The 17,121-nt window shown below is 44.1% G+C and carries 15 protein-coding genes, 1 tRNA gene and 1 pseudogene; 8 read left to right on the forward strand and 9 right to left on the reverse strand.

Translation table 11 applies throughout. The features are described 5' to 3' along the window. Positions 1-21: 21 nt before the first annotated feature. Positions 22-2,017 (reverse strand): annotated as a pseudogene (locus tag L870_RS16550) (restriction endonuclease); the annotation flags it as partial. A gap of 87 nt (positions 2,018-2,104) precedes the next feature. Between L870_RS16550 and L870_RS16555 the strand changes: the two are divergent. Further along, positions 2,105-2,836, forward strand: a complete 732-nt coding sequence (locus L870_RS16555) for a site-specific integrase (protein ID WP_051411399.1) — start codon at positions 2,105-2,107, stop codon at positions 2,834-2,836. A 122-nt stretch (positions 2,837-2,958) separates the two neighbouring features. On the opposite strand, the gene L870_RS0103665 is transcribed toward L870_RS16555, so the two are convergent. From L870_RS0103665 to L870_RS0103700, 8 genes are all read right to left on the reverse strand, one after another. Continuing rightward, positions 2,959-4,506: an alpha/beta hydrolase gene (locus tag L870_RS0103665; protein ID WP_080676338.1), complete on the reverse strand. Its 1,548-nt coding sequence runs from the start codon at positions 4,504-4,506 to the stop codon at positions 2,959-2,961. Positions 4,507-4,807: 301 nt separating this feature from the next. Then, positions 4,808-4,884: transfer RNA gene (locus L870_RS0103670), tRNA-Met, on the reverse strand. 117 nt (positions 4,885-5,001) lie between these two features. Beyond that, positions 5,002-5,499: a GNAT family N-acetyltransferase gene (locus tag L870_RS0103675; protein ID WP_028516975.1), complete on the reverse strand. Its 498-nt coding sequence runs from the start codon at positions 5,497-5,499 to the stop codon at positions 5,002-5,004. A gap of 11 nt (positions 5,500-5,510) precedes the next feature. Then, a complete protein-coding gene (locus L870_RS0103680; protein WP_028516976.1) occupies positions 5,511-5,945 on the reverse strand; it encodes a GNAT family N-acetyltransferase in 435 nt (144 codons plus the stop codon). An 11-nt stretch (positions 5,946-5,956) separates the two neighbouring features. Further along, positions 5,957-6,403, reverse strand: coding sequence for a GNAT family N-acetyltransferase (locus tag L870_RS0103685; protein ID WP_028516977.1), 447 nt, complete (start codon positions 6,401-6,403; stop codon positions 5,957-5,959). After that, the gene (locus L870_RS0103690) at positions 6,391-6,735 is read right to left on the reverse strand and encodes a cupin domain-containing protein (protein WP_028516978.1); all 345 of its coding nucleotides are present in this window, start codon (positions 6,733-6,735) and stop codon (positions 6,391-6,393) included. Before L870_RS0103690 ends, L870_RS0103685 begins: the two co-directional genes overlap by 13 nt. Positions 6,736-6,774: 39 nt before the next feature. Next, positions 6,775-8,064, reverse strand: a complete 1,290-nt coding sequence (locus tag L870_RS0103695; RefSeq protein WP_028516979.1) for a galactokinase — start codon at positions 8,062-8,064, stop codon at positions 6,775-6,777. A 30-nt stretch (positions 8,065-8,094) separates the two neighbouring features. Next, positions 8,095-8,823: an MBL fold metallo-hydrolase gene (locus tag L870_RS0103700; RefSeq protein ID WP_028516980.1), complete on the reverse strand. Its 729-nt coding sequence runs from the start codon at positions 8,821-8,823 to the stop codon at positions 8,095-8,097. Between the two features lie 208 nt (positions 8,824-9,031). On the opposite strand from L870_RS0103700, the gene L870_RS0103705 reads away from it, so the two are divergent. The 7 genes from L870_RS0103705 (at position 9,032) to ftsX (ending at position 17,088) form a co-directional block, all read left to right on the forward strand. After that, positions 9,032-10,051 (forward strand): glycoside hydrolase family 130 protein, encoded by a 1,020-nt coding sequence (locus L870_RS0103705; protein WP_028516981.1) that lies wholly within the window; start codon positions 9,032-9,034, stop codon positions 10,049-10,051. Positions 10,052-10,374: 323 nt separating this feature from the next. Continuing rightward, on the forward strand, positions 10,375-11,448 hold the full coding sequence (locus L870_RS0103710; RefSeq protein WP_028516982.1) for a D-alanine--D-alanine ligase family protein: 1,074 nt from the start codon (positions 10,375-10,377) through the stop codon (positions 11,446-11,448). An 83-nt stretch (positions 11,449-11,531) separates the two neighbouring features. Beyond that, on the forward strand, positions 11,532-11,954 hold the full coding sequence (locus L870_RS0103715) for a YwiB family protein (protein WP_028516983.1): 423 nt from the start codon (positions 11,532-11,534) through the stop codon (positions 11,952-11,954). Positions 11,955-11,978: 24 nt separating this feature from the next. After that, positions 11,979-13,748: an arginine--tRNA ligase gene (argS, locus tag L870_RS0103720; RefSeq protein WP_028516984.1), complete on the forward strand. Its 1,770-nt coding sequence runs from the start codon at positions 11,979-11,981 to the stop codon at positions 13,746-13,748. A 251-nt stretch (positions 13,749-13,999) separates the two neighbouring features. Next, a complete protein-coding gene (locus L870_RS0103725; RefSeq protein WP_019680782.1) occupies positions 14,000-15,085 on the forward strand; it encodes a helix-turn-helix domain-containing protein in 1,086 nt (361 codons plus the stop codon). A gap of 69 nt (positions 15,086-15,154) precedes the next feature. Beyond that, complete coding sequence (gene ftsE, locus L870_RS0103730) at positions 15,155-16,180, forward strand: cell division ATP-binding protein FtsE (protein ID WP_028516985.1); 1,026 nt, start codon at positions 15,155-15,157, stop codon at positions 16,178-16,180. Beyond that, complete coding sequence (ftsX, locus tag L870_RS0103735; RefSeq protein ID WP_028516986.1) at positions 16,177-17,088, forward strand: permease-like cell division protein FtsX; 912 nt, start codon at positions 16,177-16,179, stop codon at positions 17,086-17,088. Before ftsE ends, ftsX begins: the two co-directional genes overlap by 4 nt. The last annotated feature ends 33 nt before the right edge of the window (positions 17,089-17,121 follow it).

Here is a 17,121-nt window from a genome sequence, read left to right on the forward strand (position 1 = left end):
GAAGGGCGGTTACAATAATCATCATTGAATTTTGTTTAATAGATCTTGATAACTCTTTACCACATCATATTTGACGGTATTTGTGTTCATCTTGTTAAAAAGAACCCTAGCACAGTCAATCTTCGCCTTTTCAATTGGTCTAAGGTCAATACTTGACATTGAACCTTTTGTTTCGGCAATAAAATAAATATGCTTTACTGTTCCTTCATTAAATGCTATCGCCCAGTCAGGAGAATAATGACCTAAAGGTGTTGGAATATTAAAACCTTTCGGAAGTTTAGCATATACACACACTTCTGCTGCTGAATCAAGATCCTCAGCGAATCTGCGTTCAACACTCTTCTCAGCCATTCCGTCTGTAAAAACATAGTCCTGAACGTGCTTTTGTGCCTTGAAGGCCTTATCAAAACTCTGACTGCTTTTGTCAACTGTAAAAATGTTTGAATCATATTCACCATCAATTTGATTATAGCTTATATGATCTACTAATCATCGTTGCTTTTTGCTCGCGTATAAGGCGTATCATCTTTGCTATGAACTCTTCCGGATTATACTTGAACATTGCAAATTTGTCTATTCGCAGGCCTTTTATGATTTCTGAAACAGTATTTCTTGTCAGAACAGTGCCTTCGGCTATTTTACCTATGAGATCATATCTTATCTGACTAACTTGTGCATGACGAAGCGTTTGTGTTCTTGTTTTAGCCGTATCGAAAGAATCGTTTCTCTCAATCTCATATTGATTGATATCTGCCTTTTGCTGACCGGTAGTAGTAGTGTATTGAAGCTCCGAAATATAGAGATTAGTATTGATATAATCGATAGCTTTTTTTATTAATTCTGAGCTGTCAAAATCAACGGTATATGCATACTTATGATTGATGGATTTCCATAAAGCCTGAAATTCTTTTTTATAGAAATTATCATTAAGCGGATTATCTTTTACCTTAGTTTCGTGTCCGTCTGATATCATATCCTTCAATACGCTCTCGTCAAATACGCCCTGTATCAGCTTATGTATGCCTGTCTCAATATCTTTCAATTCTTCCGGAACAGGAATAAGTGCATTATTTGCAAGATCATTTCGATATTCTGCTGTTACGTTATCATCGTCATCAATATAGTCGTTTTTAAGAAGATATTTATATATTGACTTTGCCTGCTTATTATCGATTACAACAGGAATTTCGCCGTTCATCACAGTCTTGCCTACGAAATATTCTATTGAAGCCTTTGATGGTCTGTCATAGAGAACCGTCTTAATATCTGCCTGCAGATCTGCAACGAAATCCTTATAGCTGTCACTTGCAATAACTGTCAGCATATTTATACCGTGAACATTATCACCACAGGATTCGCTATCCATACGATTACCAGATTGATCAACGCATAATCTGAGACCTCTTCCTACTTCCTGACGTTTCAACGTCTGGCTGTCAGAATGCTTCAGTGTGCATATCTGAAAAACATTTGGATTATCCCAGCCTTCACGAAGGGCAGAATGTGAGAATATAAAACGTGTAGGCTCCTCAAAACTCAGTAGCCTTTCCTTGTTTTTGAGGATCAGATCATAGGCTGAGATATCATCAGATATATCGCTGCCACGCTTAACGGAACTGTCAACGCTCCTGCCTTTTTTATCGATACTGAAGTATCCGCGATGAACTCTTGCCACATCACTGCAGGTGCTGCGTAGATATTTCTGATATTCCGTATCAAACATAGTGAGGTTATCGTTCAGGATATTGGTATACTCTTGCTCGAACATCTCACCGTATTCTCCAAGTAGTTCATCGCCGTTATCATCATACTGACGGTACTTTGCAACTTCATCAATGAAGAACAAGGAAAGCGTCTTTATTCCCATATTATAGAGCTTTTCTTCCTTTTCAAAGTGAGAAAGAATAGTTTCTCTTATCTGGATACGACGCATATCCTTCTCAGAAATATCGCCTGTGATTTCACCTGTCTGCAATACTTCGCCGTTTGTGAATGTAACTGTACCACGGATAGGATTCTTCATTACCATAGGCTCATAAGTTCAATTCTTGCACAAGCTACACGCGACAGGCTGGTTCCGTTCAATGTAGCTGATCACAACTACATGAAAGCACCTAAGCTGGAACAATCAGAAGCTGCTTTCCTTGATGAAGAACAGGCAAGACACGTTTTGGAACTGCTCAATGACGAACCGCTCAAATGGAAAGTAGCTATGTACCTGCTTATGTTCAGCGGTATGCGTCGTGGTGAGCTTCTCGGACTTGAGTGGCAAGATATCGACTTCGATAAACGAATCATACATATCAAGAGAACCAGTCAGTACGTTCAGCACATGGGCATTATTACCAAATCACCTAAGAACGCCACTTCATACCGTACCGTTAAGCTTCCGGAGTTTGTCTTTGATCTTCTTCGTGAGTATCAGGCTTACTGGAATAAACTGCGTAACGATATGCTTGATCGCTGGGAGCACTTCATCACTATTACTCTTGCAGACGGAAGTACACAGACAGTCAGAAACGACAGACTATTCATCAAGGATGATACTACACCTATGAACCCCGACAGTCTGACTGACTGGACAAGTAATTTTGTAAAACGTAATAAGCTGCCCCATTTTACTCCTCATTCGCTCAGACACACACACGCTACTCTTCTCATTGCTGAAGGAGTATCTATACCCACTGTTTCAAGACGTCTTGGACATTCTTCTATAACTACAACGAGCAAGATATATGTCCATGCAATACAGTCAGCTGATGAAGTAGCCTCAGATGTGATAGACGGAAAACTCAATCCCTTTCATCATGACAATGGCAAGGAAGAGGCAAAGTAACAAGAAGCTCCTTCTCCACAAAGACATATCCCCATATAGAATTTTTGCCCCTGAGTGTTACAAAGAGCTCAGGGGCATTATGTTTATTATGTTACTAAGATAAATCAGAATTTAATCTTCAATTAACACAGATACGTTTCTTTCAGATATTCAATCAGCATTTCAGGAATATACTGATAGTGGTGCGAGTCATAGAGCTTATAGGTTAGCTCTGCGCCGTGCGCTTCCAGGCGTTCATTCAGCTTCGCAACGCCCTCGAGCGTTGTATCATCTCCCTCACGGTAATTGTCGGCATAATCGGGATCTTCCTGTGAGCCCGCACAAAGGAATACGGTTTTATTCAGAGTTATGTTCCTGTCAAAATAGCCGTAATCGTTCATATAAATGTCATTGCTTATGCCTTCGTATTCATTATAATGCCGCAGTCCCCAAAGTGCAGGGCTGCCGATGATATAATGGCCGAAGGGCTGATTCTCGTAATTGTCCGAATTAAACAGAGCATAGTGCGTGAATACGCCGCCATCCGAATGACCGTACAGCGTGGAATCTGTGCAGTCGATGTTATAGTTCTCGCAGAGATACGGCATGAGGTTGTCGGTAATAAAATCCAGCAGCTCGCTGCGGTTTATGACAAGATCCTCATAGCGTAGCCCTTGGTCAGGGTCAGTGACATCATAGCTGTAATAAAGGCTAACAAGGATAACGGGTGCAGCCTCTTTGTTTTCCATACATTTTCTAAGCGCGGGACAGTTGCCGAAGCGCCATATACCGTCCGTCAGGAAGAAAACGGGATAGGTCTTTGCCTTTTCATAATCGGGCGGTAGCGTTACATGGACGGTGAATGACCTTTGCAGCTCTTCATCGTAAACATATATCTCGTCAACAGAATCCTTTATCTCCTCTACTTCTTCGCGATTGTATTCCCAATCGCTTCTGTAATTGTGAAAATAGCTCCAGAGGTACTGTGAAGTGTCGTTCCTGTCCACTGCACCTGAGGGAAGCTCCTCATAATTACCTGAGCACAGCGCATCGTAGGCAAGCTGCGTAAAACAGATATCAAGGTCTGTTTCCTCTTCGGTGAAGCCCTGCTTGGCATCTTGCTCCCGGATATAGTCCAGATACTCCTCAAACGAAGCAAATGAAAGGTCTTTGACCTGCCACTCGCCGTTTTCGTCTATAGTGGAAGTCGTAAACTTATATAAACCGCCGTTCTCGAATACATCTGCCTCAGGGACAGAATTTGCAACGATATAGCCGTCTACAATTGGTGGGAGCGGATACCGCAGGCCCTCTCCAGTTTCTTCAGCCTTTTGTATCGCTTCCATTGCTTCCTTATATTCGTCATCGGTCATCTCATCGCGGTTCTCATTGATCGAGGAGCGCCAGTTTTCAATGTCTATCGTCTGAAACTCGATACTGACCTTGTGTTCGGCATTCGGGTCTGAACTGAGCTTTGGCGGCTCGTCCAGCAGAGTGAGAGCGTGTTTTGTCACTGTGTCGAGTTCTGTCTCTGTCATTTTATTCGTGAGCTTGGTAGGAGAAATCTCCTGCGTCTGTTCGGTGGTCTGCTCTACGGATGCGGAGCTGTATGAGTCCTCTGCAGCTTTATTGCAGGATGTTAGTGATAGTGTCATTGCAAGGAGCAATAGTAGTGTGACTGTTTTTTTCATACTGTAATATCCCTTTCTGCTATAAATTCCGATTTATGTTAGTTACAATTATAACACAGATAGGAAGAAAGGTCAATCGTACTGACTGTATGGTTCATATTTGATTGTCACTTGACTTAACTTTTCACCATCATAACGGAAATACAACGGAAATGAAGCTTATACCAAGCTCCGCTCTACTTTCTTTTTTGTACGCAATATAGTTACTTAACGCCATAGATTCTTGTAGCAATATCGTCTTAAACTGCTATTCTAAGCCATAAAGCAAAAGGACTATGTTAAGCAACATAGTCCTTGTTTCTGGTTGCGGCGGCTGGATTTGAACCAACGACCTTCGGGTTATGAGCCCGACGAGCTACCTAGCTGCTCCACACCGCGATATATTGTGCAGTATCATCTGCGACTATATTATTATATCACGATCGAAGGGTGATGTCAACAGTAAGGCAAATATTTTTTTATTTTAACAATAGTATCTCGTTTTATATACTTCTTTTAAAGGCTGATTTCCATTTCTATACACTTCCAGTTTTCATCAAAAAATGCAACAGACCCCGATTCGACAACTGGGACAAAGCCGGCTGAAAGGTAGCATTTCAAGGCAGATGTATTGTTTTCAAAAACGCCTAATGTAAGCTTCCGAGCATTAAGGACTTTGGAAGCGTACTCCTTAGCAAGTTCTATCATTTCTCGTCCAAAGCCGTGACCGCGTGCTGAATTACTCAGGATAACAAAGCCCAACCGCAGGACGCTGTTATCATCGGTTGGATATCTGAGAATGAAATGACCTATAGGAGCACCATTATCATCTACGGCAGTAAATGGAAAGAACCGTCCGCCCTTTAAGCTTTCCGAATACTGCTCGATGATATCGGAGGCAGCAACAGGATATCGCTCATATCTGTCAGCACACCATAATCTGAACTCTCTCTCATCGGATATCCAGCTTATGATATGTTCGGCATCTGAGCTTACAAAATCTCTTATCTTCACTTAATTTCTCCTCACAGCCACTGTATAAAAGCAGTTTTATCGGAACTGTTATAGCCGGCCTTTTCGTAAAAGCGAAGAGTCCCCTGCTCCTTTGAACCTGTCAGCAGCATCATTTTGTAGCAATTATGACTGACAGCGATATCGCGGGCATAGTCAAGACAGGCAGTCCCCAGACCTTTTCTTCTGAACTTCTCAGAAGTCACCACGTTTTCGATAAAGGCATAAGGACGCTGCCCCCGTGTAAGGTTAGGGATAATGACACATACACAGCTTGCAGCTATGATGCCGTCCTCATCTGCAACGATAATATGATGATCTTTATCCGAGATTATCCTCTCCCATACTGACATAACCCGCTGATCCTTTTCGGGAAACGGATTGTTATGAAGTTCCATATACAGCTTCATAAGCCCGTCAAAATCATTTTCGTTTATCTCTCTTATCATACCCTCACCTCTTAAAGCATCAATGACATAAAAATATCCGCTTTCTGATTATCATTATATCGTTCCGTGGGAACAAAGCCGATCTGTCGATAGAGCTTCACAGCCCTATCATAAGTTGAGATCGTATCCAGCTTCATCACGGAAAATCCCATTTCTCCTGCGATATCAACCGCAGTTTTTGCAAGGCGGTATCCCAGCTTCTGTCCGTGGTATTTTTCATAAAGGTAAAGCCCTTTAAGCTCGCATTCGGTATCGCTGAGTTTTTTCACCGCAACAGTACCGATAAGCTTATCATAATCAAACAAACACCAGAAACCGATAAAGTTATGCTCAGCGTCAGCAAAAAGAGCGTGTCTGCCTTCAGGCTCGTAAGCTTTTCCCGACTCTGGAAAGACATTCGTAAAAAATTCGTTTACGTCCTGCTGCATATCTGCCGAGAATTTCTTTATTTCGTACATTTTACCCTTTCTCCTCCAAAAGCGTGTATGGTTCTTGTGCCAGCCTTACAGCTTCCGCCCTGCAGCGAGTCTTTGGGTATGAACATTTCATCGCCTGCATGAAGCACCGTAGCCTCACCGTTTATCGTAACCGTATATTCACCCTCAACGCAGATCATATACTCATCATAATCGTGAACGTGTTCCTTTGAAACTCTGTCAGCCATGTAAGTCCAGAACGCCATCTGACTTCCGTCGGGAGCTGTATAATAATAGCCCTCAATATCGGGAGTATTCTGCTGCTGAGCAGGTATCTTGTTCGCTTCTCTTTTCATAAACTCAGGGAAATCCATATTATAATTCCTTTCGCTATAATCTCTTACTATAAGTATTTACTGCTCACTAAGCTCATAACCGCCCACAGGTCTTATGGACAGCACATAGCAGCTGCCCTCACCAAAAACACGCTCCATTTCCATAACGTAATCATTAGTGAGGTAATTAGGCACAAAAGCCTGTATCGTACCTGCAAAACCGCCGCCGTGAACTCTAACAGCACCCGAGCCGTTAAGGAAACGCTTACTCAGCATTATTGCCAGTGTTATGGGCTGAGACTGAGGCTCGCCCGACGGATACAGATTCTGTAAAAGCTCCGCCGATGAAGCTCCCGATTGGTTCACAAGCTCAAAGAAATACTCTGTATCCCCTTCCATAAGAGCCCTTGCCTCTTCGACCGCTCTTGCATTTTCTGCAAAGAAATGAGCCGCTCTCAGAAGCTCTCTGTCCGTACAGCTCTTGCGCAGCTCAGGCAGCTTTTCGTAAAATTCACCTTCGTCCGCATCTCGCAGATATTCGCAGCCCAGAGCCTCGGCAACGTGCCTCATCTCTGCTGATATTGCACTGTAATCCTCTGTAAGCTCAGAATGGCTCCCCTTTGTATCAGTAACGCATACGGAATATCCTGCCTTTTCAAAGTCAAAGTCAATAGAATTAATAACAGGCTTATCAGGATCGGCAAAATCAACAGCAACAAATCCCCCTGCCGCACAAACCATCTGATCCATAAGACCTCTTGCCTTGCCGAAATATACATTTTCCGCATACTGACCTATTTTTGCTATCTCAACTGCGTCCGAACTTCCCTCATTATATCCGTAATCTATTATAGTTGCTATTATCACCTCAAAAGCCGCAGATGATGACAGTCCGCTTCCGCTCAGCACCTCCGAAGTGAAATAAGCGTCAAAGCCGCCAATATTCACACCCATTTCCGTAAATTTTGCAGCTATGCCGCGAATAAGCGCAGCAGGCGTTCCCTTTTCCGCATCGTTTACCTCAAAAGATGAAAGCTTTATTTCGTCAGCCATATAACCCTCGGACTTTATGCGTATCACTCCATCATTATGAAATCTTACGATGCCGATAATGTCAAGGCTTACAGCTGCCGCAAATACACAGCCGTGCTGATGATCGGTATGATTTCCGCCGACCTCCGTTCTTCCCGAAGCCGAAAATACGCGTATCTCCTCGCATTCGGGATAAAGCCTTGAAAAATTCTCAGCCGCACTGAGATAACGGGCTCTGTTCCTGATAACAGCCTTTTCGGAAGAGCCGTAAAGCCTTTTGAGCTGATCATCAAATCTGCCGTCCGAGAGACCGCTGATAAGTTCATATATCTTCATAACATTATCTCCTTTAAGCGATTATTTAAGTTAACGTTTTCGGTATGAAAACAGGTATTTTTTCATCACAGGTCTTGCATCTCTCATAGCTACAGGCAGTCCGTGACCGCAGGCGAGCCATTTCGGAGAGATACCGATTATTCTTTCAAGTGACCCTGCCATAGCCTCAACAGAAGCTGCATGGGGTGTGATATCAGGCTTTTTCCACATTGCCGTGAATGCGTCACCGCAGTACAGCACATCTTCAGACAGTACCCCCACAGAACCGAGAGTATGTCCCGGGAGCATGACAGCATCTGCGTCAAAGCCAAGCCCTCTCAGTACGCCTGTATTATGGTTGTTGAGGAGTAAATTGGGCACATAGGGCTTCGTGCTGAAAAGCTTCATTCTGCCGCAAACATTCTGCTGTATATTGCGAAGCCTGTACCGTCTCAGAGTCGCTTTCACAGGCTGTCTGCCGTAATGTCCTATAAGCTCCCTGTCACGCTCTCCGAGAAGAATCTCCGCACCAAGACTTTTCCGCAGCTTCTCCGCGTTGCTGTCATGGTCAACATGAGCATGAGTCAGCAGTATATAGCGGATATCGAAGTCTGAAAGGTACTCCTCAAGCGCCCTGCGCATAAAGGGTATCCCCGTATCTATAAGCATATCGCCGTCCCTGCCTCTGAGCACATAACAGGTAACGGGAGAACCGAGTATTTCCGCACAAAAGTAATGTATGCCGCCGAATTTCTTATTATGTTCCGTTGTGTATTTCATGGTGTTTCCCTCCGTTTTATATAATTATACCTCATATGCCGCCCATAGTCTATAACATTCTGTAAATTTAAGCTCATGCAGTATCCGCGGTGACTAAGTTGCATTTTTAAATTATCACTTAATTTTTAATTCGCCTCTTGACATTTATGTAAAAACATGGTATGATTTAATCAGGCGATTAAGTCACTCTTAATTAAAGGAGTATATCATGGCGGATATTAAAATTATCGGAAACAGTCTGCCCTCAATGCCGTGGCAGGAAAAGCCCGAAAAATGCACCTCTCCTGTATGGAGATACAGCGAAAACCCCATTATCGACAGAAACCCTCTCCCAAATGTAGCAAGGATCTTCAACAGTGCCGTAATGCCTTACGGTGACGGATATATCGGTGTTTTCCGCGGTGAACAGCGAAACGGTATCCCTCATATATACCTCGGCAGAAGCAAGGACGCCATTCACTGGGAATTTGACGAAGAAAAGATCCCTTTCACAAATTCAGACGGCGAGCCCTTCATGCCAATATACGCTTATGACCCGCGGCTTGTAAAAGTCGAGGACACATATTATATAATGTGGTGTCAGGACGCATTCGGTCCTACGATAGGCATTGCGAAAACTACCGATTTTAAAACCTTCACCCGATTAGAAAACCCTTTCCTCCCCTACAACCGCAATGCGGTACTTTTCCCTCGTAAAATCAACGGTAATTTCGTAATGCTTTCCCGCCCCTGTGACAACGGTCATACGGCTTTCGGCGACATATTCCTCACAGAGAGTAAGGATATGGTCTACTGGGGACGTCACCGCCATGTCATGGGACGCTGCGAGAACTGGTGGGAAAGCCTGAAAATAGGCGGCGGAGCTGCTCCCATAGAGACTGACAAGGGCTGGCTCATTTTCTACCACGGTGTGGTTAACACCTGCAACGGCTACGTATACAGCATCGGTGCAGCCATACTTGATCTTAATGAACCCTCAAAATTACTTCACCGCTGCTCGAATTATATCCTCACCCCAGAGGAGTGGTATGAAGAACGCGGATTTGTGCCGAACGTGTGCTTTCCGTGCGCAACCCTCACAGATGCAGATACAGGACGCATCGCTATATATTACGGCTGTGCAGACAGCTATGTGGGAGTCGCTTTTACTACTGTTCAGGAGATATATGATTATATTCTGAAGTATGACAAGCTTCAGCCCGAAGATGATACACTTGGTATCAGATAATGGTATTTGTTTTATGGCAACATCTTAAATCACTCACTTTCATGAAAAGGGACTGTCTTACGACAGTCTCTTTTTGCTTTATGCTTCGTCATTTTTAACAAGGGGTATTCCGTCAAATTGATGAAAAGCCGAATTTTTTGTTGTCATTATGCACAATTTCAATAGTTGAAAATTGTCCGCTGTGCGTTATCCTTGCGAAATTCACTGTCCTATTCCGCATTTTCGCAAAAAATACTTGCAGTTTTTTGTGAAATGTGATAAAATATAGTGATACTTGAAAATGACAATAAAAAAAAGAGACTACTATTTAAAAGGAGAAACATATGGCAAAGATCAAGGCTGCTGTGATTTTTGGCGGCACCTCGCGCGAACACGACCTGTCTCTTGCCTCTGCTGCGGAGGTCATACAGAACATTCCAAGGGATAAATATGAGGTAATCAGCATAGGAATAACCCGTAAGGGAAGATGGCTTTATTTTCCGGGCTCTCCAGACGAGATAGCCGACGGAACATGGGAGCAGAATACAGACTGCACTTCCGCTTTGATATCACCCGATCCGCTGCACAGAGGAATAATCACTATCGAAAACGGTGAGACCTCGGTAAAAAGAATAGACGTTGTATTTCCGATACTCACAGGAAAGCGCAGCGGCGACGGCACTATACAGGGACTTCTCGATCTTTCGGGGATTCCCTACGTGGGAAGCGGCGTACTTGCTTCCGCTTCATGTATGGATAAATCCCACACCCACATGGTAATGGACGATTACGATATAAAAACTGCAAAATGGCAGCTCATCACTCAGCGCGAAATAAATATGCTCGACGAAAGATGCGCAGATATTGCCAAAAAACTGGGATTTCCGCTGGTAGTAAAGCCTGCCAACAGCGGCAGCAACGCAGGTACAAGCTTTGCCGAAAATGCGGAACAGCTCATAAGTGCAGTAAAGCTTGCTTTTTCAAGCGACAATAAGGTAGTTGTGGAAAAATACGTAAAGGCACGCAAGCTCGAAGCAGCTGTATACGGCTATGATTCCCCTGTCTGTTCAGCTATCGGTGAGATAAAGGATTCAAACAAGCACTACGATCCCACCAACTTTAACGTTAGTACAGGCGATGATCTTATTATTCCCGCAAACATCTCAAGGGAAGTAGAAAAAGCCGCTCAGGATATAGCAATAAAGGCATTCAAGGCACTGGGCTGCAAGGGCATGGCAAGAGTCGATCTCTTCCTCACAGAGGACGGCGAGCTTCTCCTCAACAAGATAGGCACTATGCCCGGCCTCAGAAAAAACAGCGTTTTCCCGAAGCTTATGGAAGAACTTGGATTTTCACACGACGAGCTTATAGATGTTCTTATCGAACAGGCTGTCGATAACGCAGACAGAACATACTGATATCATTCTAATATCACACTGATATCATTCCGATACCAGTATGATATCATAAAATAAATCATGATGCTATAAAGGAGATTGTTTTGAAAAATAACGTATTGATTTCCCTTACGAGTATCCAGTGGCAGGAAGATGAAAAAAATGAAACAGAGCTTCTCACAAAAGCCAATTTCAAAAGAGAAAACGGCTGGGATATAATTTCCTACGAAGATACCTCAGCAACAGGCTTTGAGGGATCGGTCACTACTATTAAAGTAGATGACTGCAAAAACGCTTCCATAACCCGTGAAGGCTCTGCAAATTCTGTCCTTTCCCTTGAGATAGGACGCAAGCACTTCTGTCAGTACGGTACTCCCTACGGAAACCTTCAGATCGGTGTTTATACTCACGCTATCGAAAACACTCTCGCCGAAAACGGAAGGCTTTATTTAAAGTATACCCTTGACTTAAATTCCTCGTATCTTTCAGATAACGAGATAATCATGACAATGCAGGCTCAGAACTGAACCTGACAAGAAAGGATAGATATAATGTCAGACCTTATAAACTCCGCATCGCTCCGACTCCGTGAGATAATCATGGAAGCTCTCGGACGACTGGTTGCCGAGGAAGCAGTTCCCGCAGTTCCGCTTCCGTCATTCAATATTGAGATACCTGCCGACAAGTCGCACGGCGATTTCGCAGCAAATACCGCAATGGTATGCGCTAAGGCTCTGAAAATGCCGCCGAGAAAGATCGCTGAGATGATATGTGAGAAGCTTGACCTCGAAGGCACTATCTTCGAGAAAGCCGAAGTTGCAGGTCCCGGATTCCTCAATTTCTTCTTAGGAAGAAGCTGGTTCTCGGACGTTGTAAAAAATGTTCTCGAAGAGGGAGAAAACTACGGTAAGACCGAGCTCGGCAAGGGCAAGAAAGTGCTCGTTGAGTTCGTTTCCGCAAACCCCACAGGTCCTATGCATATCGGTAATGCAAGAGGCGGTGCTATCGGCGACTGTCTCGCAAGCGTACTCCAATGGGCAGGCTATCACGCAGAGCGCGAGTTCTACGTAAACGATGCAGGCAATCAGATCGAAAAGTTCGGAAAGTCCCTTGAGCTCAGATACTTACAGCTCTGCTCCGACAAGGGTCAGCAGCTCATTGCTCAGTACAAGGACGACACCGACAAGCTCTGCTCTGTAATTTACGAAGGCAGCGGTGAAGGCGGAGAGTTCGAGATGCCCGAGGACGTTTATCTCGGAACTGATATCATCGAACACGCAAAGAACTTCTACGACATCAACGGAAAGGCTATGGAGACTGTCTCTGAGGCGGAACGCCGCAAGGCTCTCGTTGACTACGCCCTTCCTATTAATATAGCAGGTCTGGAGCGCGACCTTAAAAAGTACCGTATCGTTTACGATAACTGGTTCAGAGAGAGCACAGTCCACGCAAAGAATGAGACAAAGCTGGTCGTTGACAAGCTCATGGAAGCAGGAAAGGCTTACGAGCAGGACGGTGCGATATGGTTCAAGGCTACGGAATACGGAATGGATAAGGATTTCGTATTGAAGAGAAGCAACGGTCTTTACACATATATCGTCCCCGATATCGCTTATCACTATAATAAGCTGGTAACACGAGGCTTCGACAAGGCTATAAACGTTCTCGGTGCAGACCACCACGGCTACGTTCCGAGACTTAAAGCTGCTCTCAATGCTCTCGGCGTTGACGAGACAAAGCTGGACGTAGTTCTCATGCAGATGGTAAGACTTGTCCGCAACGGCGAAACAGTAAAGCTCTCAAAGAGAAGCGGCAAGGCTATCACACTGGTCACCCTCCTTGATGAGATACCGATAGACGCAGCTCGTTTCTTCTTCAATCTCCGTGAAGCCAATTCACAGTTCGAGTTTGATCTCGGTCTTGCTATTGAAAAGACCTCGCAGAATCCTGTATACTACGTTCAGTACGCTCATGCAAGAATTTGCAGTATGCTCAGGGCTCTCGCCGAGGAAGGCATAAACGTGCCCGAGTCCGCAGACCTTGACCTCCTTACAGACCCGAGAGAGATAGAGCTTATCCGTCATCTCGCTTCACTTCCGAAGGAGATAGATGCAGCGGCTAAGAGCTACGATCCTGCAAAGATAACAAAGTACGCAATTGATCTTGCTACTCTCTTCCACCGCTTCTACGACGCTTGCAGCGTAAAGAATGCGGAGAATGAACAGCTTAGAGATGCACGTATACTTCTCAGTGTTGCTGTTCGTCAGACTCTCAGGAACGCTCTGGAGATACTCAATATCGACAGACCTGAGAAAATGTAAAAATTACATTTTCCACCTTAAAAATTACAGCTTGGTTACAAAGAATCTAATTCCTTTGTGAAATATTAACAAAAATCAACATATATGTAAGTCATGTTTGTGAGCCTTCAGACGAATGTTAACACTTTGTTAACAAATTCGAGCCAAAAATGTGTTACAATTTGTAATATATTGAGGAGCTTATGTGCTCCGCGACTCTCCTTGAAGGTCCGCTCAAAATAAAGATCTTATTAAGAGAAAGGATGTAAATCATGTCCAACAGATTATTTCAGGGTTTAGTTCATCAGATGCGCGACTCTATCGACGCTACTATCGGTGTTGTTGACGAGACCGCTACAATCATCGCCTGCAGCGATCTGACTCGTGTAGGCACTACAAATGAGTTCGTTTCACTCGATCTCAGCGATTCGCACGACATTTTCATCCGCGACGGCTTCACATACAAGCCCTTCGGCTCAAGAGTAAAGCCCGACTATGCGGTTTTCGTTGAGGGCGTTGACGATGCTGCCGCTAAATATGCAAGCATCCTCGCTATAGCTCTTTCAAATATCAAGCAGTACTATGATGAGAAGTATGACAGAAACAACTTCATCAAAAACGTTATCCTCGATAATGTACTCCCCGGTGATATCGTTATCAAGGCAAGAGAGCTTCACTTCAATGCCGAGATAAGCCGTGCTGTATTCCTTATCAGAATAATCTCTGCTAATGATATTTCCGCTTATGATGTTATCCAGAACCTTTTCCCTGACAAGAACAAGGACTTCGTTTTCAATATCACTGAGACTGATATTGTCCTCGTCAAGGAGCTCAAGAGTGCTGTTGACTCAAAGGATCTCGAAAAGCTTGCTCGCTCTATAGCTGATACTCTCAGCAGTGAGTTCTATACAAGAGTAAACGTTGGTATCGGTACTGCTGTTGTAGGCGTCAAGGATCTTGCACGTTCATTCAAGGAAGCTCAGATGGCTCTTGAAGTCGGCAAGGTATTCGATACAGACAAGGTGATCGTAAGCTACGACAACCTCGGTATCGCTCGTCTTATCTACCACCTTCCTACAACTCTGTGTGAGACTTTCCTCCACGAAGTATTCAAGGTAGGCAGCATCGAGTCACTCGATCACGAAACTCTCTTCACTATCCAGAAGTTCTTCGAGAACAACCTCAACGTTTCAGAAACTTCAAGAAAATTATTCGTTCACAGAAATACACTCGTTTACAGACTCGAAAAGATCAAGAAGCTCACAGGTCTCGATCTTCGTGAGTTCGATCACGCTATCATATTCAAGATCGCCCTCATGGTAAAGAAGTACCTGTCTGCTAATCCTGTCAAGTTCTGATAACGGTATATCCGTTGTCTGAACTATGGACGTTCCCCCCGTCCCAAAGATTAAGGTAGGTGTAACCCATTGGTAGAACTTAAAAACGTATCCGTGACCTACTCAAGCGGCGTTGACGCTCTCAATAACGTCAGCCTCAAGATCAACGACGGCGACTTTGCTTTCGTTGTAGGTTCATCAGGTGCGGGCAAAAGTACTATGATAAAACTGCTTCTCAAGGAAATAGACGCTACAAGCGGAGTAGTTACCGTAAACGGCTATAACCTGAACAAGCTGAAAAAAAGAAAAATACCTGAATTCCGCCGTACACTCGGCTTTGTATTCCAGGATTTCCGACTGATCCCGTCAATGACAGTATATGAGAACATCGCTTTCGTTCTCAGAGTTATCGACGCACCGATCAAATACATACGCAAAAGAGTCCCTTACGTTATAAGTCTCGTAGGACTCCACGCAAAGACAAACTCTTACCCCGATGAACTCTCGGGCGGTGAAAAACAGCGTGTGGCTATCGCAAGAGCTCTGGTAAACGATCCTCAGCTCATAATCGCAGACGAGCCTACAGGTAATATCGACCCCGAGCTTTCATATGAGATCGTTGAGCTTCTTAAAGGTATCAACGATCAGGGTACTACAATACTCATGGTAACTCATGAGCATGATCTTGTCCGTCACTTCGGCGGACGTATCATCAACATAACCGAAGGTGAGATCGTATTCGATGAAGTCATCTCAGGTGCCAATGACGAGCTGCTTGCAGATATTGGCTCAGAGATGCCTGCCGACGCTATGGCTGATGCCGTAAGCGAGGCTGAAAGAATAAACGATATGCCGCCTCATGAAGCTGATGAAGCCGAAATGGTCAACACCGAGGAGGCTATAGACCTTCCTATCGAAAATATGACCGCAGATGATATCATATCCGCTATAGGCGGTATCCCCGACGGTTCTTCCGAGGAGAAAAAAGAAGATATGCAGAAGCTTGCGGACAATATCGACGTTGACCTCAGCAAGAGCATAAAGAAAGATGATCCCGAATCACCTGAAGCTCTGCTGGCTGCACTGACCGAAAAAACCGAGGGAGGTGCAGAATGAAAATAAGCGGTGTCAGATATCTCGCCAATCAGGGCGTTGAAAATATCTGGAAAAATAAAATGATGGCTTTCGCTACCTTCTGTGTGCTGCTCATATCCCTTCTTCTCGTTGGTATCGCGGCTCTCTTCTATGTGAACCTGAATTCCATGATAAAGGGTCTGGGAAGCCAGAACGAGGTCGCTGTATTCATGAAGGTAGGTACTACCGAGGAAGAAAATTCAGCCGCCGAGGAAGCTATCAAGGCTATCCCGAATATTGATAAGGTAACATTTATCTCTAAAGAGGACGGTCTTTCAAGACAGAAGGAAAACCTTCCTAATGCTCAGAAAATATTCGATGAATATATAGGCTCTGATGCAAGCTTTATGCCTGACGGCTTCAGCGTAACTGTAAAGGATACAGACAAGATCGCTGATACTACCGCTCAGATATCGGCTGTTGCAAATGTACAGAGCGCATCTGCTTCACCGCAGGTAGCTGAATTCCTGAGAGAGCTCAGAAAAATGGTATCTATTATCGCAGGTGCTATAATCATCGCTCTTTCGATAATCTCTATGATCATTATCTCCAATACCACAAAGGCAAGCGTTTTTGCCCGCCGTGAGGAGATACAGATAATGAAATACGTTGGTGCTACGAACGCCTTCATACGTATGCCTTTCTTCGTAGAAGGTATGGTAACAGGCTTCTTCGCAGGCGCAGGCGCGTATTTCATCACATGGGCTGTTTACAACTCAGTCTATGACATGATAACAGAACAGGGTATGATAATGAATACCGTTGGTGTAAACAGTCTTATCCCGTTCGACAAAATCAGACTAATAGTCGTACTTGCTTACCTTATTGCGGGTGCTCTTATCGGCGCTCTCGGTAGTGTTATAAGTACAAGAAAGCATATTGACGTTTGATCTGAAAGAAGTAATATGAAAATTTTTTATGAA

This window comes from Ruminococcus flavefaciens ATCC 19208 (assembly GCF_000518765.1).
Taxonomy (GTDB): Bacteria; Bacillota; Clostridia; order Oscillospirales; family Ruminococcaceae; genus Ruminococcus; species Ruminococcus flavefaciens.